Consider the following 24,681-nt stretch of genomic DNA (forward strand, 5'->3'; position numbering starts at 1 on the left):
TTTAATTTTATTTTCCTTTTAATAAATCAACAGGTTTCATTTTACTAATACCCCTTCAAACAAGCACTGATGTTATTGAGAATATTGCAAATATAAGTAATATTGTTATTAAAATATGTCATCATTTTAGAGAAAGTGATAAAGCGATTGAAGAGGTGGTTAATAAGAAAAAGTTAAATAACGGTATTATTGAAAATACTATGCCAACAGATAATAAAATAGCTACTATCATAAAAGGTATAAAAATACCAAAAAACATTTTTATTTTTTCTTTTTGTGTATAACCTAAAATAGATCAAATAGCAATATTTTTTTCATTTTCACTAATCATTATAGTTGCCATTATTATAAGAATTATTAATGATATAGCGAAACTTATAACAATAATAAATATGCTTATCTGTTCAATTGTGTCACCGACTTGGTTCGTAAATCCAACTTCTATGTCTTTTGAATCTATTGTTAAACTTAATGCAATATATAACTTATTATTGTAAATGTTTGCAAACAATTCAATATTTTCTTTTGCTGATTCTCTTGCGTTTTTATATAAATCGGTTGTGAATTTTGCGTTAGTATCAGCAGTTAATAATTTTGCAATTTCATCTTTATTTAATTTATGTCTTGTAGCTAAAACTCCATTATTGATGTCATATATTTCATCAAACATTTTTTCTAAAGTGCTTTTATCTATACTACTTAAATCAAATCCATCATATCCTGATCAATATCCGCTCAATGAATATAATGACGCAGAATTAGTCACTTGTATTGGAACTTCATTTTTTGTAATAACACCATTAAATAAGTTGTTTTGATCAAATCCAATTAATTTATCAGCCACTTCTTTTGTAGTTATCAATTCATTGTTTATAAAAGTTTTATTTATACCAACAATTTTAAATTTAATATTTGTTTTTTTATTATACTCTTTTAATTTATCTTGATATTCCTTAGAATTTTCTCCATAAATTTTCTTTGTTAATTCTATTAAATTTCTATCTATTCTATTTTGAATTTTGAAATCTACTATATCACCAACTTTTCAATAATTTTTATTGTATAGAACTTCATTTATTACCAAAGGATAAATATTTTCGTCATATTTTTCATTAAGCTTATCAAACAAATTATTATTGTTTTCATCAACTAATTTAATAAAGTTTTTATCTTGAATATTTTTACTATATCCATAAATTCTATAATTTAAATTGTCTTTATTAACATCTATATATGTGTAAGTTTCATCATATTTCTCATCAATTAGAACTCCACCAAAACTTATAAAGTAATCTTGAACTCATTTCTTATTTAAATCGCTTTTATCAGCTAATCAATAATCAGAGTTATTGTTAGAAATTGAATAATTCTTGATATCAACTGTTTCTAATTGATTTTCTTCTTGTTTCGATATAATTTCAGCTATTTTTTTATAACCCTTTACAAGAAAATCTCTATAAAGGTTTCTTTCATTTGTTCCTGTTTTAATTGTTGTTTTAACATATTCATTATTAGATGAGTCTCATAAAGCATAAACAAATGATCCTTGCTTATCAAATTGAGATTTATAATATTTGAAAAATGAATACTTATTACCTTCTAAATCCTCATAACTTAATAAACCATTTGAATCTATTTTTAAATATTTTCCATCATCATTTAAATTTTGAGTTCAAGTTAATTGATATCCTATTTGATCTCTAATAGAATCGATTTTAGCTTTTTGACTATCAGGCATTCCATTATATGCGACTAATCATGGATCTACCGCAACTCCTGAATCTACTTTTATATTAGCTGAAAACTGTGTTAATATGTGAGATTCGTTATTTTTTGGATTACCATTGTTTCCATTAAAATTAATTATTTTTGAGTATCCAGGCTTAAAGAAATCTGCTGATTCTCTATTACCTTCAATTAATTCACCAATAGGAACATAAATACTATTATTTAAATCATTAGCCTTAAAGGTTAGATAATTTCCACCCTCAGTAGTAGGAGTAACTAAATCAACTTTAAATTTATAATTTCTATTTTCATAAGTAGAATTTATTGTATTTTTGAATACATTTAAACTTGCTAAACCGAACATTGTAGCAACAGATGTAAGAAGTACACTAACTCCAAAAGAAGCTAATTTACCAAAACCGTTATAAGCAAGTGTTCAAGCAAATCTTTTCTTAACATTTTTATTTGAGTTAAATTTCTTTATTTTCTCAAAAGTTTTCCCTGAAGGAGCTTCAAAAGTTCCACTTATTAAGTCAACTGGTTTGTATTTTAGCGCAACTAATGTTGTAACTATTATTAATAAACTCATTCCAACATAAGGAACAAAGACAGTTAAAAATAAAGTAAAGAAACTAAATGGTATAGCGTCTTTTGGAAGTGTTCAGTATAATGAAAAAATATTTTGTATAAATAATTGCCCTCTATTACCAATTACATAGCCCAAAACACCGCCTATTATAGATGTTACTGCTGCAAAAACAGTTAATGACCAAGCAATTTCTATAGGTTTATATCCTTGTGCTAAAAGAATTCCAAGAACTTTATTTTTATTACTTATATATCTTTTTATTATGAAAATAATTGAAACAGAAACTAGCAATATAAATATAGTCATCAAAATTAATGTTGATGTTGAAACTGCTGATATAACTCCTAAAATAGTTGTTATTCTTAAAGATCTTTCAGGATTAACTGGGTCGACTTCATTATATAAAAAGACTCTTTGTAATTTATTTGAGTCACTAATTGAGCTATCAACAATATTTGTTATTTTGTTTTTTAAATCTACATTTTTATATGAAGTTGAATTTTTTACTAATAATGCTTTTTTAACAACATTTCCTTGATAAGCAGCTTGAACTCTTGAAAAACCAGAATCATTTACATATACTAATGCTTGATTTTCTGTATTTACTTGTAAATTATTTTCATCAATAATTGGATAAATATAGTCTATTGTTGTATCTTCACCCACTATTAAAAACTTAATTCCATTAATATTAATTAAATATTTGTCATCAATATTATTTATTAATGATTCTAATCCGATATTTGTTTCTGGTATTTTACCGTTATATATAGCTTTATTATTTTTTACTAAATATGAATAATTAACTTTAGCAATATAACTTTCAATATTATTAAATACAATATCTTTAATTTCTTTAGGTTCAACAATTTTGTTTAAAACATTATTTATTAATTCTATTATATTTAGACCAAAAACTTTATTAGCTTTTTTTGTATCAAAAACAGTTTGTATCATAGCACCATCAATAGCTAATGTTATTTCTTTATCTAAATCAAGTGGTTTTAATGATGTATCTATATTTTCAAACATTAAATCAAACAAGTTTAATATTTCATTATTTTTTTCTAAAATAATTTGCTCAAAATTAGGTAATTTATTTAACACTATATTTGCTAAATTACCATTAGAATTACCTAATTCATCTTTTTGAGTAGTTGCATAAGAAATTAAAATCTGAGGATATAAAATTCTTAAAATAGGATTAGTTATTATTTCTGAAATACCGAATAATTCTGTTGGAAAAGATAACAAGAATTTTTGAGAAACAGAAAGTAATAACTCTCTATTGTTTAAAAATTCATCTGTAATTAAGTATTTTTCAATATATTTTTTAACAACATGATAATAAACACCGTTTTGATATTTATTGCTATAGTTATATATTTTACTTGATCCAATTAATGATATTAATTTTATAAATAAATTTTTATTATTAATTATTAAATCTTCAAATTTTTTGTGTTTGTTAATAAATTTTTCAAATATTGAATTTGAATATGAATCATTATTTTTATTAAAAATAGTTATTAAATCAGGATTAGAAAAACCATTTGTTATTCCAAAACCAGTTTCTTTGTAAAATGGTAAATTATCAGTTTCACTTAAAGTATTTACTTCTTTTAAAATTTCTTCTTCAATTGCAAAATTTAAAAAATCTTGAATAAAAAGTCTTATTTCACTATTATTTAAGTTTTTTATTTCTTTAGAAGAAATTATTTTTATCCAAGGAACAAAAATGTTGAAATTTTGAGCACCTAATGCATATTTATTAGTAATACTATTGTCTGTCAATGTATTTAGAGTAGACTTAATAGTTTTTCAGAATGAATTCCCTTCATTAAAGTTAAATAATTCTAATAATAAATCAGCTGCATTCTTATCATCTTCGCTTATTAAAAGATTAGTTCCTCCAATTGTACTCTTATTAAAATTTTTAATAACTTGTAAATTGTTTAAAAGAATATTTTTGTCAATTTTAACGAAGGTTAAATTATACTTTTTAAGTAAATTTTGAACACTAATATTTAGCTTTGAAAAGTATATTAAATTTTGTTCATTAGTTTCAATATTTGAAATAGTTTTTATAATGTTTTCAATATCTTTTTCAATAATATAGTTAATAAAAATGTCACTGTTGCTATTTTTTAAAGTATTAGTAAATATTGATAATAAATCTGTTAAACTTAATTTTTCTGAATCATCTTTTGGAACTAGAATTTTATAATCTTTTCCTGAATTATTTATAGTAATTTCAGACGTTAGTGAAGATAAATTCAGCATTTTTACAATGTTTTCTTTAAAAGTCCTATTTGTTCCAGGATTTAAAAACAATCCTTTTAATAAGGAATAAATACCTTTACTTGGCTTTATTGTTTCTAAAGAAATATTATGTATTTTTTTATCGTAACTAGCTTTTTCATAGTTATATTCATTTATTTCATATTTTAAATAATTAATTTCGAGAGAATTATTTAATTCGTTAGATAAAACTTCTAAATCTATATTATTAATTATATTAATTAAACCTTTTTTCAAAGTATCAAAAGAATTATTTACTTTAATCTTACTTATTATTTTTTTAATACTATTTTTCAAGTTTGGAGCGTATTTATTTATTAAATTTGAAAATATAGAATTACTATTTTCTAAATTTAATAATTTTTCAAAATCTAAATTTTGAATAAGCTCTGAAATACCTTGCTTTATTGTATTTTGGTCAATTGAATTAAAAAATCAATTTATTATATTCCCGCTTGATAATTTATATTTATAACTTTCATCTAAATAAAATACTGATTTTCCGTATTTATTTTCATATCAATTTTTAGCAAATTCACTAAATTTTCTTATATCGAAACCTAATAAAATTATTTTAAAACTATCAATAAATTTAATAGGATCAATTGAAATATCTACTAAGTTGCTTGTTGAAATATAATCAGATAATTTAATATTTGTTAAATTAAATATCAAATTATATAAGTTTTTAATTTCTGATTTTAAATATGTTTTTCTTATTTCAAGCTCATTTGATGAATTTAAAATTTTAGCTTTAATTTTTTCTAAAATACTATTAAAAATTGATTTTAAAACATCTTCTCTTTCGTCATGGCTTAAATAATATAATAAGTCAAACATAATTTTAGGTAATTGTGATTGATTAATTTTTGAAGTAGAAAAAGAATTAGCAAAATTATTTTCATTTAAAGCCTTTTTCAAAGCTTCTGAAAATGCAAATACGTTTTCTTCTGATAAAAAGTTTTCTTTTACCAAATTGTCATTAAGTAAATACTTTTGGATAGCTTCTGTTAAAAAATCTACTTTGCCGAATGAAACTATTTCATTTATTAATTCAGCTTTTGGGGATAAAAATTCTAACGGAATATAAACTAAATTACTTAATTGATTATCTTGTTTAACTCAACCTAAATCATCTGTCTTTATAAACTCAGTTGAAATTGTTAAATTATTTTTTTCTAATCATTTTGACAAAAAGCCTTTATCAAAACCATTAAATTTGAAATTTTCATTATAGATTGTTTTTCAATATATTGTATTATTATCATTAACTAAAGAAACTAATTTATAATTGTTGCCTCTGAAAATTATACCTAAATTTAATTTATCGCTTTCTGCTTTTAATTCATCGTTATTTTTAATATTTTCTTTAAAATATTTATTTAAAATAACTATTTTAGAATTTTCTATATTTACTGACGAATCATCAGGATTTACATCATATACATTATCAAAAATATATTTTGGCTTAATATAATTTACATTTGGATATAAATTTTTTCCAATAGATTGAATAATCAATGATGCTATGTAAGGTGGAACTTGATTAGATGTATATACATTGTTCACATTATTTGAAATTGTAGTTAATGGTGTTTTTTCTTTTTCTTCATTAAAAAGTTTACCAACATTTAACTTAACATTTTCAACTTTTGAATCTTTATTACCAACATTAACAAAATGAAAAGTATTTTGCTTATTAGTTTTTTCATTTATTGAATCTACAGTAATAGTTTTTCTTAATCCAATATTATCTTCGCCTACAATATTAGTTACTTCATTTATTATTTTGTCTTTAGTAACTTCATAAGCCTTACTTTTAATAAAATTAAATTTCTCGGCTCTTATTTCTGAATTATTTATTTGTTTTAATTCTTCTTCTTTTGATAAATTTAATTTTTTAATATAACTATCAATATTTAATATCTTATCAGCATAAATTTGATTTAAAGAATAAGGTTTACCATTAGGTTCTTCTCTATCTTCATTTTGATTGTATAATAAAACTTCTAAATCTAATTCGTTTATTGGCAATTCGATTGAAGAGTTTGTATAAGAATTATTTGAATAATCCAGCAAATAAGTACTTTTTATTTTTTTTCAATATGAGAAATATGATAAATCGTCCAAAGTCTTTTTATCTAATGAATCAACTTTTGAGTTTTTATTAAGAGATTCCATATATGTATAAAAAGCTCCAGTTCATTTAGATTTATTTATGTCATTAAAAGTAGTCGAATAATTATATCTTTCAAAGTTAATTAATGTCCTTTTTTGCATCAAATATTCTTTTGAAACTTTTATTTCTTTATTTTTATCAAATTGAATGTAAACATTGCTTTTTCTTGTTAACATTTTTTCATCATCAATCAGGTCAGAAATTAAAATATTATTTTTAAAAACTAAATTTTCGTTTATTTTTACTTCATTTTCATTAGGATATTCCAAAAATTTTCTTAAATCTAAATTTTTGTTTGATTGAATAAAAACAAAATCGTTAACATATTTAGAAAATCCAAATTTGCTTATTCAAAGATGACTTGGTAAAATAATACCTTCTTTTTCATAATTTCATTTATTACCTTTTGAATAATCAAAAGTTGCTTCCTTTGTTTTAACATTAATATATAATGGCGATAGCTGATATGCTAGTATAATTTCATTATTTTCACTATCTTTTTCATATTTTATTTGCATTACGTCACTTAATAAATATTTTTTGTCAAATGTAATTGAATCAGATAAAGAAAGTGAAATATCATTTAATATTTCAAAATAGTTACTTTCTTCCTTAGAATAAAGTTTAAATTTTCTATTTTCGGTTATAAAAAAAGTTGCGTTATTTGCATCTTCTATTGAAGTTCCTAAATTAAAATTAACTAAACTGTTGTTTTTATTTGCTTTATATATATCATAAAAATTTTCTATATTTGAACGTTTAATATAATAATCTTTATATTCTGAATTAATGTCTGAATTATCAAGTGCATATTTAAAATTAGATAATTTAATATAATCATCTTTTCCTAATTTTAAAATATTTTCTTCAGTGTTAACATATTCTCCTTTTGGATCTTTTACATAATATTTAATAGGAGAATAATCTTTTTTATTTTTTAATTTTAAAGTGTCTAAAGTTTCACCATTTAAATAATAACCTTGATTATAAGCTGTACCTTGTGTTGGTAAGTTTAAATCAACAGTTATGTCTTGCATTTTTGAAACTTCTTTATAGTTATTAAATCCAGTAACTATTGTCGATCTTAAAGTAAAAAGTAAAGTAAATATAGCAGATGTTAAAAAAATTAAAATACTTAATCCTATAACCATTACTTTGTTTTTAGATAAAGATTTAAAAACTTCCTTAATTAGTTTTCACATATTTAACCTCTTTTTGATATTTATGTATTATATTAAAAAAAATAAAAACCTTAATACTTTATGTATTAAGGCTTATTTTAGTTTTTATTTTATTCTGGATTTACATCATTACCACTAACATGTATTACTTCTCTAATAATAGTAGCTTCTTGTTGAGTGTTAATTTGTTGATTTTGTATTGTTTGATTATTTTTTTGTAATAATTGTCCACATGAACTGCAATAATTTCCATTATTTATATAGGTTCTTGTTTTATTAACATTTGTTTTTTCAGCCATAGCAATAATTAAACCTATAAATGCTAAAAGTTGAAAAAATAAACCAATTATCATTAATATTCTAGCTGCTGATGATCCTGTTTTAACCATAGCTATAAAATAAAATACTAAAGCTATTACATTTAATATCCCAAATGAAGCTAATGATATAATTACATAACCAGTCATCATTAATGAGACATCAACATCTTTTGGATCTATATTAGATTGTGTTTTTAAAAGAACAAATCTAACAATGAATCCTGTTAATGAAAATATACCAAAAATAAATAATATAAAAGATATAATTGATGCTTTTTTACCTGTCATAATAAATTACCTTATTTTGTAATAAAATTACCGTTTAAATCTTTTTGTTTACCGCAAATAGCTAGCACAAAATCAACTATTGCTCAAATACCAAAACCACCACCTGTAAATAATTTTAGTAAACCTAAACCAATTCTTCCTGCATAAAATCTATCTACTCCTATTGTTCCAAGAAATCATGATAATAACACAAGTGTTAATCAATCTTTTTTCATAATTTTAAAAAGTAAAGTTTAATTTTTTATTATAAAAAAAATGCGGAATCCGCATTTTAAAATTATGATAATAAAGAATCAAGTGTTACATCAGATTTTGGAGTTTCAATCTCTTCTTTTTCTGGAGGTAATTTTAGGTTTTTAGAAATATATTCTATTTCCTCTGCAACTATTGTTTCTTTTTGTAATAAAGCTGTTTTTATTAATTCATGTAATTCTCTATTTTCATTAATTATTCTATGAGCATTTTCTTCTGCTTCAGTTATTATTTTTCTAACTTCTATATCTATTTCATAGGCTATTTGAGCAGAAACATGAGAACTTTTTAAATAATCTCTTCCTAAAAATGGTGAACCTTCTTCTTCTTCATATTTAATAGGTCCTAATGAAGACATACCTCATTCTGTTACCATTTTTCTTGCTAATTTAGTGGCTTTTTGGAAATCATCAGAAGCACCAGTTGAAACATTATCTTTTCCATAAATAATTTCTTCCGCTGCACGACCACCCATATAACTAGTTATAATAGCTATAAGTTCTTTTTTCGTAAGATTATATTTTTCTTCTTCGGGAGTCATTAAATTATAACCGCCAGCCATTCCACGTGGTATTATTGTTATTTTTTGAACTTTGTTTGCTCCTGGCATTTTTATACCAACAACAGCGTGTCCTGCTTCGTGATAAGCTACCATTGTTAATTCTGATTTTGTTATAACTCTATTTTTCTTAGCTGGACCGGCCATGACTCTGTCAATAGCTTCATCTATATCATCTCTATCAATAACTTCTGAGTTTCTTCTTACAGCTAATAAAGATGCTTCATTAATAACATTTTCTAATTGAGCCCCTGAATATCCAGGTGTTCTTTTTGCAACTTGATCTAATTGTACTAATGGACTAATTCTTTTTCCAGTTGCATGTAATTTTAGTATTTCAGCTCTTTCTTTTACATCAGGAAGACCAACAGTTATAGTTCTATCAAAACGTCCAGGACGTGTAAGCGCTGGGTCTAGAACATCTGTACGGTTTGTTGCGGCGAAAAATAACAATCCGTTATTTTCTTTCATACCGTCCATTTCAACAAGCAATTGGTTAAGTGTTTGTTCACGTTCATCATGACCGCCACCTATACCTGAACCTCTTGTTCTACCTATTGCATCTAACTCATCTATAAAAATAATAGCTGGTGCATTTTTTCTAGCTTCTTCCACTACAGTTCTAACTCTTTTAGCACCTAGACCAACATACATTTCTACAAAATTTGATGCAGAAATAAAGTAGAATGGAACATTCGCTTCTCCTGCTGTTGCTTTTGCTAATAAAGTTTTCCCTGTACCGGGAGGACCTCCTAATAAAATACCGTGAGGCATTCTCGCACCTGCTGTTTCATATTTTTTAGGATTTTTTAAATAATCTACAATTTCACTTATTTCTTCAATAGCTTCTTTATTTCCAGCTATGTCTTTAAACATTTTATCGCTTTTAATTTTTTGAGCTGGATTTTTATCGTCACCTACTGCACCCATCATATTCATATTTCTACGCATCATTGCACGTCAAATTCATCACATTATCAATAAGAACAATAATGATGGTAATACAGCATAAATTAATCTAACTATAAATGAAGGTTCATTATTTCTAAAACCAATAACAATAAAATTTAAAGCTTTTATAGCTTCAAGTTCAGCAGGTTTTATATTTTCATAAGAAATAACGCTGTCAACAGTTATTGATTTGTTATTTGTTAAAAACGGGTGAATTTCATTTATGTTGTTAGGGTTAAACAATGAGCCAGCTATTTCTCTAGAAGTATTAACAACTCTAGTTATAACTGAATTATTAGATTTTAAAATATAAGTAATTGTTCCTGCAGGTTCATCAGCTTGAACAGATTGAATAAAAATTTTATCTGACGGTGACTCTGCAGCTTTTAACAAGTCATTACTAAATACTTGGACACTAACAACTTGAGTAGTAGGTCCAAAACGTTCAACTATTAAATAGACTATAACACCAACAATAGCTAATATTAAAAGTGTTATCAATAATCATTTAATAACTATTCTTCTTTTTTCGTTTTCCATTAGTTACCTTTATATATTTAATTTTGTTTATTTTTTAATTATATCAAGTTCTATATAAAAACTACTTTTATTTAAAAAGTAGCTTCCCTTTAACTTTGTATAAAAAAGTGTCATTTTTCAACAAATACTTATTAGTTCTATTTTTACTTAAAATAAAATCTACTATTGAATTAATTTTTCCTTTTGTTAAATTTAAATCTCTGTATTTAGAATTTAGTAATTGATAAATGACTTCATTTTTTAAATCAAAGTTAATTAAAAAATTTTGCTCATACTTTTCATTTTTTCAAAATAATAAAAAATTATTGATTTTTTCATACTTTTCTTTATTTTTAATATTAATTGTTTCAAATTTTTGAAATATTTTTTCTTTGTCCTCTAATGTTTTTGAGCTTAATTCAATTCTTATTTTATTTCTTTCATAAATAGGTTTAAAGTTTGATTCATCTATTGCATATGGAATTTTTAGTTTATTTACTTTTTCCAAAATTTCTTTTTTAAAATATTTTTTAACAAAAGGTCTATATATATTCATTCCGTATATATAGTTTTCTTCTTTAATTCCAAATTCAAATCTTAATCTTTTTGAATTTTCTTGCATAATACATGATTCTATAAAATCATCTTTATGATGAGCTAGTAATAATTGATTGCAGTTATTTTCAATATAAATTTTTTTAAAAAAATTAAACCTTATTTTTCTAGCTCAATCTTCAAAATTATTTTTTACTAAAATATCTTTTTCACAAGTATATAAATAAAAATCTATATTATTTTTATTACAAAAATCTTGTACAATTTTAGCTTCTTTTTCACTATTTTCTCTTACATTATAGTTAACTGTTGCAACTATTATTTCTTCATTTTTAAATTCATTTAACAAAAACATAGAATCAGGGCCACCACTAACTCCTAGTAATTTTTTCATTTTCTTAAATTACACCTTTTTTATTAGAATTGAAACTGTTTATCACTATGTTTATATCATTATAAATAAATGAAATAGCTGCTTCTGCTGATTTTTCTAAAACTTTTTCTAAAAGTTGAAATTCTCCAGGTTTAAAGTTGGATAAAACAAAATCTTTTAATTCAAGTTCGCCTCTATTGCCTATTCCAATTCTTAATCTTTTAAAATCATTATCCTTAAAATGATTTATTACACTTTGCACACCATTATGTCCGGCCGATGAACCACCTATTTTAATAGCAGCCTTACCTATTTCATAGTCTTTTTCATCAAAAATTATCATTATATCGGAAGAATCAATTTTATAAAAATTTGCTAAAGAATAAATAAAATCTCCTGACAAATTCATATAAGTATAAGGTTTTGCAATAATAACATCATCTATTACAGCAAATTTACCATTAAACTTTTCTTTATTTAGTTGTATATTACCTAATTTTTCGCAAATTTTATCTATAGCTAAAAAACCGGCATTATGTCTTGTGTATCTATAGTGATCACCAGGGTTACCTAAACCAACTATTAATTTCATTTTTTATCTCCTGCAATAAATTTTTTTAAATAAGTATTTATTGTAATATTACTATTATTTTTTATTTTTTGTGAGTATAAGATCGAAGAACCTATAAGAATTAGTTCTTCTTTTGCTCTAGAAACAGCTGTATATAATAGCTTTTTAGTTAGCATATGTTCTGCTAAGTCTTTAACAACACCGAAAATTACGCATTTTGCCTCAGAACCTTGAAATTTGTGAATTGTTATTGCATATGCTAATTTTATATTTTCTATTAATTCAGATTTTTTATATTTTATTATTTTTTTATCATCATAATTTACAAAAATTTCATTAGTTTTTTCATTTATAGAATCTATATATCCTATTTCACCGTTAAACACGTTTCTATCATAATCATTTACTATTTGAATAACTTTATCACCTACATAATAATAAGAATCGACTCCTTTTATTTTTAAAGAGATAGACTTTGTTAAATTATTTCTTTTTATGTTTCATTCTTGAATTTTTCTATTTACTGAATCAATTCCATTCATTCCTTTATAAGAAGGAAGTAATACTATTACATCATTTATAGAACCATATTTTTCAACTTTTTCTTCATAAATTAAAGTAATTTCTTCTAAAAATTCAGTATTTGATTTTTCATAAAAAGTTACTGATTGCGAATTCAATAAAGGTAATTTATTATTATTTATAGATTTAAAATGTTCAAATAAATCAACTCTATCTGTTCTAAAAATATCTGTTAGCCTTGAAACCGGAATAATTTTAGAAGAAATTAAATCATCTAAAATATTACCAGGCCCTATACATGGCAACTGATTCTCATCGCCTACTAAAATAAGTTTTTCGACTTTTTTACATACTTTCAATAACAAATCAAAAATGTGTAAATTGACCATCGAAAATTCGTCTACTATAATAACTTTAACATCACTTGATTCTTGAAAAGATTCTCAAACATTTTCAACATCAGATATTTTTAGAAAATTGTGAATTGTTTTTACTTCTTGTTCAGTTTTCTCAGACAATATTGTTGCAGCTCTACCTGTTGGAGTTAATAAAGCTATATCTTTTTCTTTATATATTTTTTGATTAATCAATTCACTTAAAATTTTTTTTATTATATAAGATTTTCCTGTACCTGGGTATCCTGATATTATTGAAACATTATTATTGATTGCATTATTAAAAGCTTCTACTTGACCTGCTGAAAAATTTTTTAAATTAATTTTTTCTAAATTAATTTTTTTACTCTTCTTATTATTAATAATTTCTTTAATTGATAAAGATATATCAAATTCTTTTTTTCTTAAAGAAACTAAGCTTACAAAATGATTTTCATTAAATTCTTTTTCAAAGAATAATTCATTTTGTTCTATCATAAAAGTTAAAGTTTCTAAAATTTGTTTATCGATATCTATAAGATTTTCTACAAAATTTTTTTTAAATTCTGAAATAAAATCATTAATTTCGAAATAAGTATTATTGTTTTGTTCTAATTTACGAAAAGTATAATAAACAAAGGCTCTTAGTCGTTTTACAATAGGAAAATTAGGATTTAATTTGATAGCAAAATTATCTACATCATTTAACTTAAAATTACCATTAATATATAAGTCATAAGGATCATTTATTTTGAAGTATTCTATTATGTCAATGTCAGGATAAACTTTTATAAGTTCATTATGAAAAAAAGTTAAATTATTATCTGTAAAAAAAGATAGATTTTTATCAGAATAAATTTTGCAAAAAATATAAAAGTTATCATAAACAGTTGGTTTTAATATGTTCTTAACTTTTATTGGATCTGAAATAATTTCAGACCAATTATTATGACCCAACTCTTTTTCTATTTTTTCTATTGAAACCATTCCCATACCTGAAACATTAGATAAAATCATGCTCTTTATATCACTATTATTTTCAGGTTTAGTTATTTTTAAATCATTCAAAAAATAATTAGCTTTGTTTAATTGTTTTGTTATTGTTATTTCATAAAAGTTATCTAATTCAACTTTTGTTTTAGTCATATATATTGTGTAATTTTTACTTTCTTGAGATACAAAAGAAACTAAAGCAAAAGCTCAATCTTTTTGTTCGCCACCAGCAAATACTTTTCTAAATCTTCCTTTTAATTTAAGTTGTTCTGAGTTCATAAAACTATTATATTAATATATTTAAAAAGAATACTAAAACTATAAAAATATTTTTAGTTATCTTATAACACACATTTCTTTTGTTGATAATTTGTGGATAACTATTAAAAAAATGTTTATAAATTGTTATTAATTGCATATATGTATTAATATATTAAATACTAATTACTATTTATTATATTATTATTAAGCTATGAGTATTAAAAGTGATAAAATGATTAAATTTAAAGCATATACTGATCAATTTTTAAAAAGCATTAGTTTAGAAATAAACGACAATATGATTTTTAAAAACTTTTTTATGAATATGGGTATTATTGACATTGATGATAACAATCTTGTCACTATTGCAACAACAATTTCTAAAAGTGGTTTAAATATAATCGTAAACAATTATAGTGAACAAATAACAAAAGTATTAAATGAAATTTTTGAGAAAGAATGCAAATTTATTTTTGTCTTAAAAGAGGCAATAACTAAAGAGGCAAAAAATAAAATAAAAGAAATATCTAAAAGCATTAAAATTTCAAATACAGTTGATATCCAAAAAACTTTTTCTAATTATGTAAGATGTGATTATAACGAAAGTGTTTATAGATTTGCTGAAATTTTAATAAATCAAGACAAAAATGAATTTAATCCTATTTTTATTTTCGGTGACTCTGGTTTAGGAAAAACACACTTATTGTTTGCAATTAGTAATGAACTTATATCAAAAGGATTAAACGTTATTTATGTAAACCCAAGTAATTTTTTAAGAGATATACAGTTTATTTTACAAGAAAATAATACAACTAAATTAAGAGAACTTACTAGTGAATTTGAAAAAGCTGATATTGTTATGTTTGATGATTTTCAAAGTTATGGGTTAGGCAATAAAAAAGTTACTTTAAATATTATTTTTAATATTTTAGATTTTAGAATAAATACAAAAAAAACAACTATTATTTGTTCTGATAGATCTGTTGATTCAATATCTTCGATGTTTGATAACAGAATAGTAACAAGGTTATCTATGGGATTGCAATTAGAAATTAAGCATCCGACACAAACAGATTTATTAAAGATATTAAATAGTTTTATAGATGATTCAAATTTAAACCCTAATTTATGAGAAAAAGAAGCAAAAAATTACATAGTTAGAAATTACTCAAGATCTGTAAGGACTTTAATGGGTGCTTTAAGTAGAATTAAATTTTATAAGAACGATATAATACAAAAGAATTCAAAATATACTTTATCTGTCGTGGATTCTATTTTAAGAGATATTCAAGAATCGAAAGAAACTATAACACCCGAAACTATAATTGATTATGTTGCTAAATATTACAAAATTTCTAAAAAAGATATTTTAGGAAAAGGTAGACAAAAAGAAGTGGTTTTAGCAAGACATATAGCTATTTATTTAATAAGAGATCAAATTAATATTCCTCTACAACAAATTGGGAGATTTTTTGGAAATAGAGATCATTCTACAATTTTAAATGCTATAAAAAAAATAGAAAAAGAATCTGACAATCCAGATTTATCATTAAGAAGAACTATTTCTGCTATTAGTGATGACTTATATAGAAAGAAATAAACATTAAAAAAGATTTTATTAAGAGTTTATTAACAATTTTAAAAACCTAAATAGCTTTAAAAATAAGTTTATTTGGTAAAAAAATATATATTTGTTAACAATTTCAACAATGTATATAAATATATAAAATAAAGGAGATTTAAAATGCATATAATAATTAAAAAAAATATTATTGATGAAATAATTGAAATAGTTTCAAAATTTACAGATCCTATTAGTTCTTTTTATGGAATGAGATGTATTTTGATTAATACTGATGATAATAAAATAACTTTTAAGGCAACAAATGAAATAACAAATATTATTAAAAGTATTGATGTTGATAATACTGACGTTATAGTAAAAAAACCTGGTGAAATATTAATACAAGCTAATATTTTTAAAAATATAATAAAAAAACTAAACGGTTTTATTGAAATAGAAAAAATTTCAAATAGCAATTTAATAGAAATAAAACAAGATAGTTCAAGATATACACTAAATACTTCTGATGTTAAAACTTTTCCAAAAATTGATGAAAGCACAAATACTAAAGAAATTGAAATAAATACTGATAATTTTAAAAAAGCTGTTAAGAATGTTGCTTTTGCTGCAAGTAACGAAAATAATTTAATTTATAAATGCATTAATTTTAGAAGTAATGGAAATAAATTAAATTTAACTGCAACTGATTCTTATAGGTTAGCTTTTTATACTATTAATACTAATTATGTTTTAGATGATTTTGAATTTAGTGTTAATGCAAAAGATGTTAAAGATCTAATACCCTCTGATGCCCCTAAAGTTGTTAAACTTTTTTATAATTCAATAAAAGTAGGCATAAAATATGATAATACTGTTATAACTTCTAGAATAACTGATCTACCTTATCATGATATTGAAAGTCTATTTACAAAAGTTATGTCTGAAACTAAATATAAAGTTACAATAAATAAAAATGAACTAAACAATTTATTAAATAAAATTTGAATAGGCACTAATGATAAACAAAATAGAATAGAAATAAAAATTAAAAAGAATGAATTAAGCATTTTTACTAAATTGGATGAAATAGGTGACTCTTTTGTTAAAACAGAAAATCTTGAATTAGAAGGTTCTAATTTAGAATTTGATATAAATTATAACTATTTAAAAGAAGCTTTATCAGTTTTTGATGATGAACTATATATATTAGTTGACGAAAAAATTCAAAAAATATTAATAATTTCTAAATCAAATCCAAATACAAAACAATTGATTTCACCAATGAGGAGATAAGATGAATTCTGAAATTATAATTACTAAAGATTTTATAGAAATCGGAAAACTTATAAAAAAAATTGGTCTTATAACAACAGGTGGAGCAATTAAAGTTTTTTTAAAAAATAATATTGTAAAAATAAATAATGTAACTCCGCAAGGCAGAAGTACAAAAGTCTATCCAGATGATATAATTTGAATAAACGATGACGTTTATGTTGTTAAAAGAGAAAAATAATCAAAATTAATGATATCTTTTAGATATCATTTTTTATTTAAAAAAATAAAAAAGGCAAAAGCCTTTTTAAATTAATTATAAAAGTTCAACACCTTCTAATTTAAATTTATCTTTCATTTCTTTTGGTCAAATACTTACTTGAACTTCACCTATATGTTTTTTTTCTAATAAAAACATACTTAATCTACTTTGTCCTATTCCTCCGCCAATTGTTAAAGGTAATTGATTTTCAAAAATTTGATTATGGTATTCACCTAGGTCATTTTCTGTTTTATTTAAAATACTCATTTGATTTTTTAAAGAATTTGCATCAACTCTGATGCCCATTGAAGATAATTCTAAAGCTTTTTTATTTATATTATCCCAAACAACAATATCACCATTTAAATTTCAATCATCATAATCGAAAGCTCTTTTTGAATGTGGTTGATTATCAGGTAAATTATTTCCTATTTGATACACAAACATAGCTCCGACTTTTTCAACAAATTTATCTTCTCTTTCTTCAGGAGACAAATCAGGGTACATTTCGTATAATTCTTTTGAACTAATAAAGGTTATTTTTTTTGGTAATTTTATACTCAAAACAGGATATGAAAAAACTAATTTATTTTCAACATAACGTATAGATTCATAAATAGTATTAACTATTTTTTTAAGAAAATCAATTTGTCTATCTTCTTTTTTAATAATCAATTCTCAATCTCATTGATCAACATATAATGAGTGTTTATAGTCTACCTCATCATCTTTTCTTATAGCATTCATATCAGCTCATAAACCTTCATAAGGAAGGAAATTATATTTTTTTAAAGCATATCTTTTTCATTTTGCTAATGAATGGACAATTTCTAATTCCTCATTTCATTGTTTAGGTTTAAACATAACAGGGATATCGCCATTTAAACCATCATTTATTTTTGAATTAGAAAGAACGAATAAAGGAGCTGAAACTCTTGTTAAACTTAGTTCTTTATTTAATTTTTTAGTGAAAGCAAACTTTAAATCTTGAATTGCTTGTTGTGTTTCTTTTAAATTTAATTTTGATTTATACATTTTTTATAACCTCTTTTTTCTTAAATTTATCGATAATTGTAAAAATAAATATTAACGCAAAGACTAAGAATGAAATTGCTTGTCAAATAAGAGCACTAATATATTGATTTTGGAATCCACCAGCATTTATTGCATAAGAAACTCAATATGCAGTTCAACCGATATTTGAACATAACGCAAGTATTATCATACCTAAAGACATTCCTGTAAAATCCTTTGTATCAATTGATTTTAAAATTTGTGGTAAAAATGCAAATGCAGTTATTATAGGGATAATTTGTCCAATAATTAATAAAGCTTTTTCAGATAGCTTGATAGAATCTCCATCATTTGTTTTTCCTCATAAAGCTCAATTAGAAATTACTGCTATAATAATAAAAATTGTAGTTGTAATACTTAAAACAACTCATTTTAATTTTTTTCTTAATTGACTATTTGAATATTTATAAAGCATAAATAATAAAAATTGATTTATAAATAAAGTTATCAAATTGGTATAAACAACCATAAAATTTTTAACATTTTGTGCATTATTATCAAACGCGCCTAAAATTATTCAGCCTAAAGTACCAATATAAAATAATCAAAAAGAATAATATTTTATATTTCCTGCTGATTTCTTTTTGTAAACTTGTACTATTTGAGGAATACTAAAACCAATAGTTAAAGCCGCACTAATGAGACCAAAAGTGATAGCAAATCAACCTGATATATAGTTTGCCTCATTTAATATAAACATATTAAATAAACTTTTTTGAAATTTTTCCATAATGTATTAATTATAAATTATTTATTACTTAAATATTCATTAATGATATTGTTTATTTCTTCAGCTTTTTGATAAAACATCGCATGACCACATTTTTTTATTTCAAAGAATTTTATATCAGGCCTATCTTTTTTTAATAATAACATTTGATTTTTTGATACAAATTTATCTTCACTTCCAAAAATAACTGTAAAATTGCTGTTTTCGTCAAATAATTTTCTTATTTGATTATTTAAATAGTTTTTAGATAAAATTTGTTCTTTTACTAAAAAGCCAAATTTTTGTTTTCTTAAATCAATGGAATCAAAAATTTTTTTAGCTAATAAATTTATACCATTTATATAATTTTGATTTGGTTCAAAAACTAAATTAAAAAGTGAATCAAATGCATCGTTCTCATTTTCTGGTAATAATCATTTAAAAATATCTGAATTTAAATCGTTCTCAATACTTAATAAATTGTAATTTAAAGGCGCTAATAAAAATAAATGTTTCACTTTGTCATTAACTTTTAAATTAAAGAGCCCAGGTATTGCTCCCATTGAATGTGAAATAATGTAAATTTCTTTATCTATAAATTCTTTTTCTATTAATTTAAAAACTATTTTTGAAAAATACTCTAAACTAGCATTATTTTTTAATGAAGATTTACCGGATCCAGGCAAGTCTAAAGTAGCAATTTTATATTTCCTATTTTTTAATTGTTTTAATGGTGAAATAGTTAAACCTCTATCAGCAAAACCATGAATAAAAAGAAAAATAGGAAGATCTTCTTTTTCATCTTCCATTGTAAAATAGATTCTTTCATCAAAAATATCTATAAATTTTTCCATTTTTACCCTAAAATTAATTTAACAATTTCACTTCTTTTTAAGGTTCCGAAATAATCACTTAATTCTATTTCATCTAATTTCATAGTTATACTAAATTCATCTAAATGTAAGTTCTCAAATAGCGGTTCTATTTCTCTAATATCTTTTTTGCTTAAAAAGTCACCTTCAAAATAAAGTTTTTTGATATACCCTTTTTCAATTTGACCTTTAACAGTTAATAAACCACCTTGAAATTTTTCAGTATTAGAAAAATTAAAATCAGCCGCTCTATCAAAAATCCATTTTTCAGATTTAAATAATTCTTTTAATTCATTCAATTTAGCATCATATTTTGAAAAAGGTATATCTAATAATTCACTATTTTCTTTTTCAATAAAATATTTGATTAATTTATTAATAAATTCTTCAACGCTCATTTTTTCAGGAAGAATATTAATAATATTTGTAACTCTAGCTCTTACTGATTGTATTCCTTTTGATTCAAATTTTATTTTATTAGGTTTCAAAGCATTACTTAGTTTAGTTACATCAACATCAAATAAAATAGTACCGTGACTAACTATTCTATTACCACTGATGTATTGAGCATTACCACTTATTTTATAACCATTTACTAAAATATCATTTCTACCGTGAAACTCAGCATTTAATCCTAATGAATTTAAAAAACCAATAATAGGTGATAAAAATTTTTGATAACTATTATCATCAGATTTATCAGAAATAAAACTAAAATTAATGTTTCCTAAATCGTGATATACCGCTCCTCCGCCAGATTTTCTTCTAGCTAGTTCAATTTTGTTATCTGCAACAAATTCTCTATTTATTTCTTCATAAGCATTCTGGTTATTTCCGATAATTATTGCATTATTATGTTGATATAAAATTAATACATCACCAGTTATATCAGGATCATTCATTATTATATTTTCAAGTGCCAAAGTAACGTATGGCGAAGTTTCTTTTATTCTAAAAATTTTCATTATTCCTCCATATCTATATATTAAATTATAAAAAAATGATTTATTTAACAATAAAAAAATATTTATTATAATTTAAATAGTAAATTAACTTTTACTAGTTCATAAGATAATTTAAATTAATACAAAGTGTTTTTTATATAAAAAGCACATTTTAATATTTCTTTTATAAAAAAATAGAAAGGCTTTTATGAATATTTTAGAAGTAAAAGGCTTGGAAAAACTTTATGTAAATAAAAAAGATATAAGAGGTATTAAAAATTTAAATTTTAGCATTAAAGATAATGCATTTCATGCATTTATTGGAGAGAATGGAGCTGGTAAAACAACTACAATAAAATGTATTATAGGTTCATATTTTAAATACAAAGGAAGTATTTATATTTTTGGTAAAAATCACAATTTACCAGAATCTAAACAAATAATTGGATATGTACCTGAATACGCTACTTTCCCAAAAGATATGACTACTTATAGTTATTTAAAGTCTTTAGCTAAGTTAAATAAAATAAGTAGTAAAGATATTGAAAATAAAATTGATAGTTATTTAACAAAGTTTAATATAACTGATTTAAAAAATCAAAAACCATCACAAATGTCTTCTGGTCAAAAGAAGAAAATTTTGCTAATTCAAGCATTAATACATGATCCAAAATTAATTATTCTTGACGAACCAGCAGCTAATTTAGACCCTACAGCAAGATATGAATTATTTGAAGTTTTAAAACAACTTCACAAAGAAGGAAAAACTATTTTAATTAGTTCTCACGTTCTTGCTGAAATTGATAAATATACTACTAGTTTAACACTAATCCATAAAGGTGAAGTTATTTATAGTGGTAATAAAATTGAATCATTAGAAAAGACTTATTATGAAAAAGTTATTAAAAATTAAAAAAATACTACCTTATTCTTTATTATTATTTTCGCCAATTGTATTGACTTCTTGTAGTTTACAAGAGGAGTTTTCAAATAAACAAAAAAAACTATTAGAAAGTGTTTTTGGAAAAGATTATATTGAAAAAACAAGCGGTGTATTAAAAAATAATGAAATTTTAGAAGTTGAAGAACAATTTAAAATTTTATATTCAAATTTAGAAAATAAAATAATAACTGAAGAAGATTTTATTAACGAAAGTGAAAAAATAGTACCAAAAATTTTAGTTAATTTCAATGTTTTAAGTTTTTTAAATAAAGGTTTTTATTATTTAAAAGATAAAAATATTGATAATAATGTTCTTAGTCACTCTGCAACATATAAACATTCATTAGGACTTAAAGGTTTTGAAAATCATGGTGTTAATGATTTACACTATACAAAAGTTGCTAACGGTAAAAATCCTAGATTTGTTATATCTGGTTTTTTAGCAGAAGAAGATAACATTTACGTTTCTTATAATCGTTTAATAGTTAAATATGTAAAAACAAAAAACGGGTGAGGAATTAGTCCAAAAATATATTATTTTGCTGATTATAAACCTGTTTTTACACTAAAAAATAATAATGATAAAAAGATATTAAATTTTTTAAATATCAGTGAAAAAGATATTAATTCACAATCTATATACAATGATTTTGAAAGAATTTTTGGAAGCACAGAATTTAGTGCTGTTACTATTCTTAGTATAGGAAATGAAACAAATAAATAATCATCTTAGTTTTTTATTAAAACTTTTCATAAAAAAAGTTTATTTTATAACAATTTTATCAATTAGTATATTTTCAATTTTATTAGTAAACATACTTGCTTTCACAATAAATTTAGTTGAATATGCAAAATACATTTTTTATGGTGTAGCATTATTTGAATTCTTATTAGTGATTTTACTTTCTTCAATTACTTATGTTTGAAGTTATAAAGATTTAGAAGAAGAAGGAATAGAAATACTTATTTTTTCTAAGCCTATAACAAGAAAACAAATTTTTGTTTCGAAAACTATTTTTGCAATGATAATTGCAACAGTGTTGACGTTTGTATTTACTATAGGAAATATTTCATTAGCAAATGCGCTAAAAATAGAAAGTTATATTTTAGAAATAACATTAGGTTCAATTTTTTCATTCTTTTTTGCATTCTTGATTTTTGGATCATTTGTAGGTTTAATCGCCTATAAAGTAAATGCAAAAATAGCAATATCTATACCGTTTGTAGCATCAATACCATTGATTTTAGGGGGTTCATTTATAGCAAGTGATAACACTTCAACTTCAAATGAATTTGCTAAATATTTAAATTTAAAATATCAAAATAATCCAAGTGGAAAATTAAACAACATTGAAACATTTTATCTAAATGATCAAAAAGATAAGTATTTTATTTTACCAAATGGTTTAAATAATAGTACTTTTAGTGAAAAACAAAAAGATTATTTAGAAAATGCCTTTAAAGATTCAAATAATTCTGGTACAAATTATCAAGTTTATGCTTGAACAATTTTACCTTTTCAAATGTTAGATATATTTAATTATTCTAATTCAAACATATTAGGTTTTGTAGGGAATAATGAAAATAATTTATCTGACTATTTATATTACAAACAATTAGATTCATATTTATATAATTATGAATTGTCAAATAATTCAAGTTTACTAAAATTAGTAACTACAAATACAGAAACGAAAGAAAAAGAATTAAAATATATTGTTCCTTCTTCATTAAAAAATAATAGTATTATTCCTAATCTTATTAATACTAAATTAATTTATTCACACAAAGATGCTTCTAATTTCAACGTTCCATTTGAAAAAGATAACTTTAGTTTTGGAGCTTCTGATGATTTGGTTGGAGAAATTGATTGAAATATTTTGAAAGAAGCTTTAGCAGATAAAGGTTTTAATATTTTAGCTAAAGAATTTTTTGAAAATTTAAACAAAGAATTAGAACTAGTTGATAATACAAATAGTTTATTAGTTAAGAAAACAATTTTAGATAACATATCTTCAATTTTAGAAGATTCAAATAGTAAAATAAGATTATACGAAAATTCATCTACTATTCTTTTTAACGAACAATCATTAAAAAATAAAACAATTAAAAGCGAACAAGAATTAAAGATTTATTTAGCTTCTGCGTTAATATATTATTTATATTTTAACAACCAAGATTCATTTTTACTTAAAAGTTTATTAAAAAATGATGATGAAACATTAGATTATACACCAAGTAAAATTCAATTAACTTTTGGAGAAAACACTTATTTTGTAGGTGGTTATAGTTCTTATGAAACTAAACAAGAAGTAAAAGAAATAAATGGCGAAAATAAAGTTATAATTCGTTATCAATTAAATGAAAGTGATAACTTTATGTTTCAAGCAGTAAATGAAGTTTATGAATTAAGAAGAAGCTATCAAGTTGTTAATAAATATGGATATATAGCTATCTGATTACTTGTAGCACTATTATTAAATGCAGGTTTATCAGTGCTTTATTACAGAAAAGATTATAAATAG

17 protein-coding genes are annotated in these 24,681 nt (G+C 22.9%); 6 read left to right on the plus strand and 11 right to left on the minus strand.

The window, feature by feature from the left end:
• Positions 1–7: 7 nt before the first annotated feature.
• From EXC47_RS02615 to EXC47_RS02645, 7 genes are all read right to left on the minus strand, one after another.
• Positions 8–7,999 (minus strand): ABC transporter permease, encoded by a 7,992-nt coding sequence (locus EXC47_RS02615; protein WP_129646864.1) that lies wholly within the window; start codon positions 7,997–7,999, stop codon positions 8–10.
• Between the two features lie 89 nt (positions 8,000–8,088).
• Positions 8,089–8,586, minus strand: coding sequence for a hypothetical protein (locus EXC47_RS02620; protein ID WP_129646866.1), 498 nt, complete (start codon positions 8,584–8,586; stop codon positions 8,089–8,091).
• Positions 8,587–8,597: 11 nt separating this feature from the next.
• Complete coding sequence (locus EXC47_RS02625) at positions 8,598–8,801, minus strand: TM2 domain-containing protein (protein ID WP_129646868.1); 204 nt, start codon at positions 8,799–8,801, stop codon at positions 8,598–8,600.
• 62 nt (positions 8,802–8,863) lie between these two features.
• Positions 8,864–10,888, minus strand: a complete 2,025-nt coding sequence (gene ftsH, locus EXC47_RS02630; protein ID WP_129646870.1) for an ATP-dependent zinc metalloprotease FtsH — start codon at positions 10,886–10,888, stop codon at positions 8,864–8,866.
• A gap of 67 nt (positions 10,889–10,955) precedes the next feature.
• A complete protein-coding gene (gene tilS, locus EXC47_RS02635; RefSeq protein WP_129646872.1) occupies positions 10,956–11,816 on the minus strand; it encodes a tRNA lysidine(34) synthetase TilS in 861 nt (286 codons plus the stop codon).
• Between the two features lie 4 nt (positions 11,817–11,820).
• Positions 11,821–12,387: an aminoacyl-tRNA hydrolase gene (gene pth / locus EXC47_RS02640; RefSeq protein ID WP_129646874.1), complete on the minus strand. Its 567-nt coding sequence runs from the start codon at positions 12,385–12,387 to the stop codon at positions 11,821–11,823.
• Positions 12,378–14,534, minus strand: a complete 2,157-nt coding sequence (locus EXC47_RS02645; protein ID WP_129646876.1) for an ATP-dependent DNA helicase — start codon at positions 14,532–14,534, stop codon at positions 12,378–12,380. Before EXC47_RS02645 ends, pth begins: the two co-directional genes overlap by 10 nt.
• Before the next feature lie 214 nt (positions 14,535–14,748).
• On the opposite strand from EXC47_RS02645, the gene dnaA reads away from it, so the two are divergent.
• From dnaA to EXC47_RS02660, 3 genes are all read left to right on the plus strand, one after another.
• Positions 14,749–16,116, plus strand: coding sequence for a chromosomal replication initiator protein DnaA (gene dnaA, locus EXC47_RS02650; RefSeq protein ID WP_223211708.1), 1,368 nt, complete (start codon positions 14,749–14,751; stop codon positions 16,114–16,116).
• A 144-nt stretch (positions 16,117–16,260) separates the two neighbouring features.
• Positions 16,261–17,373, plus strand: coding sequence for a DNA polymerase III subunit beta (dnaN, locus tag EXC47_RS02655; protein WP_129646880.1), 1,113 nt, complete (start codon positions 16,261–16,263; stop codon positions 17,371–17,373).
• A 1-nt stretch (position 17,374) separates the two neighbouring features.
• A complete protein-coding gene (locus EXC47_RS02660) occupies positions 17,375–17,593 on the plus strand; it encodes an RNA-binding S4 domain-containing protein (RefSeq protein WP_129646882.1) in 219 nt (72 codons plus the stop codon).
• A gap of 75 nt (positions 17,594–17,668) precedes the next feature.
• Here the strand turns inward: EXC47_RS02660 and asnA are convergent, their stop codons facing one another.
• From asnA to EXC47_RS02680, 4 genes are read right to left on the minus strand one after another with little or no spacing between them, the layout of a single operon-like run.
• Positions 17,669–18,649, minus strand: coding sequence for an aspartate--ammonia ligase (gene asnA / locus EXC47_RS02665; protein WP_129646884.1), 981 nt, complete (start codon positions 18,647–18,649; stop codon positions 17,669–17,671).
• Positions 18,642–19,418, minus strand: coding sequence for a PQ-loop domain-containing transporter (locus EXC47_RS02670; protein ID WP_129646886.1), 777 nt, complete (start codon positions 19,416–19,418; stop codon positions 18,642–18,644). Before EXC47_RS02670 ends, asnA begins: the two co-directional genes overlap by 8 nt.
• A gap of 17 nt (positions 19,419–19,435) precedes the next feature.
• Positions 19,436–20,251: an alpha/beta fold hydrolase gene (locus EXC47_RS02675; protein ID WP_129646888.1), complete on the minus strand. Its 816-nt coding sequence runs from the start codon at positions 20,249–20,251 to the stop codon at positions 19,436–19,438.
• A 2-nt stretch (positions 20,252–20,253) separates the two neighbouring features.
• Entirely contained in the window at positions 20,254–21,234 is a 981-nt protein-coding gene (locus EXC47_RS02680; RefSeq protein ID WP_129646890.1) for a lipoate--protein ligase, read from the minus strand.
• Positions 21,235–21,421: 187 nt separating this feature from the next.
• On the opposite strand from EXC47_RS02680, the gene EXC47_RS02685 reads away from it, so the two are divergent.
• The 3 genes from EXC47_RS02685 to EXC47_RS02695 are packed head-to-tail and all read left to right on the plus strand — an operon-like array spanning position 21,422 to position 24,681.
• Positions 21,422–22,126 carry an ABC transporter ATP-binding protein gene (locus EXC47_RS02685; protein WP_129646892.1) on the plus strand — a complete coding sequence of 235 codons (705 nt, stop codon included), beginning with the start codon at positions 21,422–21,424 and terminating at the stop codon, positions 22,124–22,126.
• On the plus strand, positions 22,104–22,880 hold the full coding sequence (locus EXC47_RS02690) for a hypothetical protein (RefSeq protein WP_129646894.1): 777 nt from the start codon (positions 22,104–22,106) through the stop codon (positions 22,878–22,880). Before EXC47_RS02685 ends, EXC47_RS02690 begins: the two co-directional genes overlap by 23 nt.
• Complete coding sequence (locus EXC47_RS02695) at positions 22,864–24,681, plus strand: ABC transporter permease (protein ID WP_129646896.1); 1,818 nt, start codon at positions 22,864–22,866, stop codon at positions 24,679–24,681. The genes EXC47_RS02690 and EXC47_RS02695 overlap by 17 nt, the downstream gene beginning before the upstream one ends.

The sequence above is a fragment of the Mycoplasmopsis maculosa genome (assembly GCF_900660665.1).
GTDB lineage: Bacteria > Bacillota_I > Bacilli_A > Mycoplasmatales > Metamycoplasmataceae > Mycoplasmopsis > Mycoplasmopsis maculosa.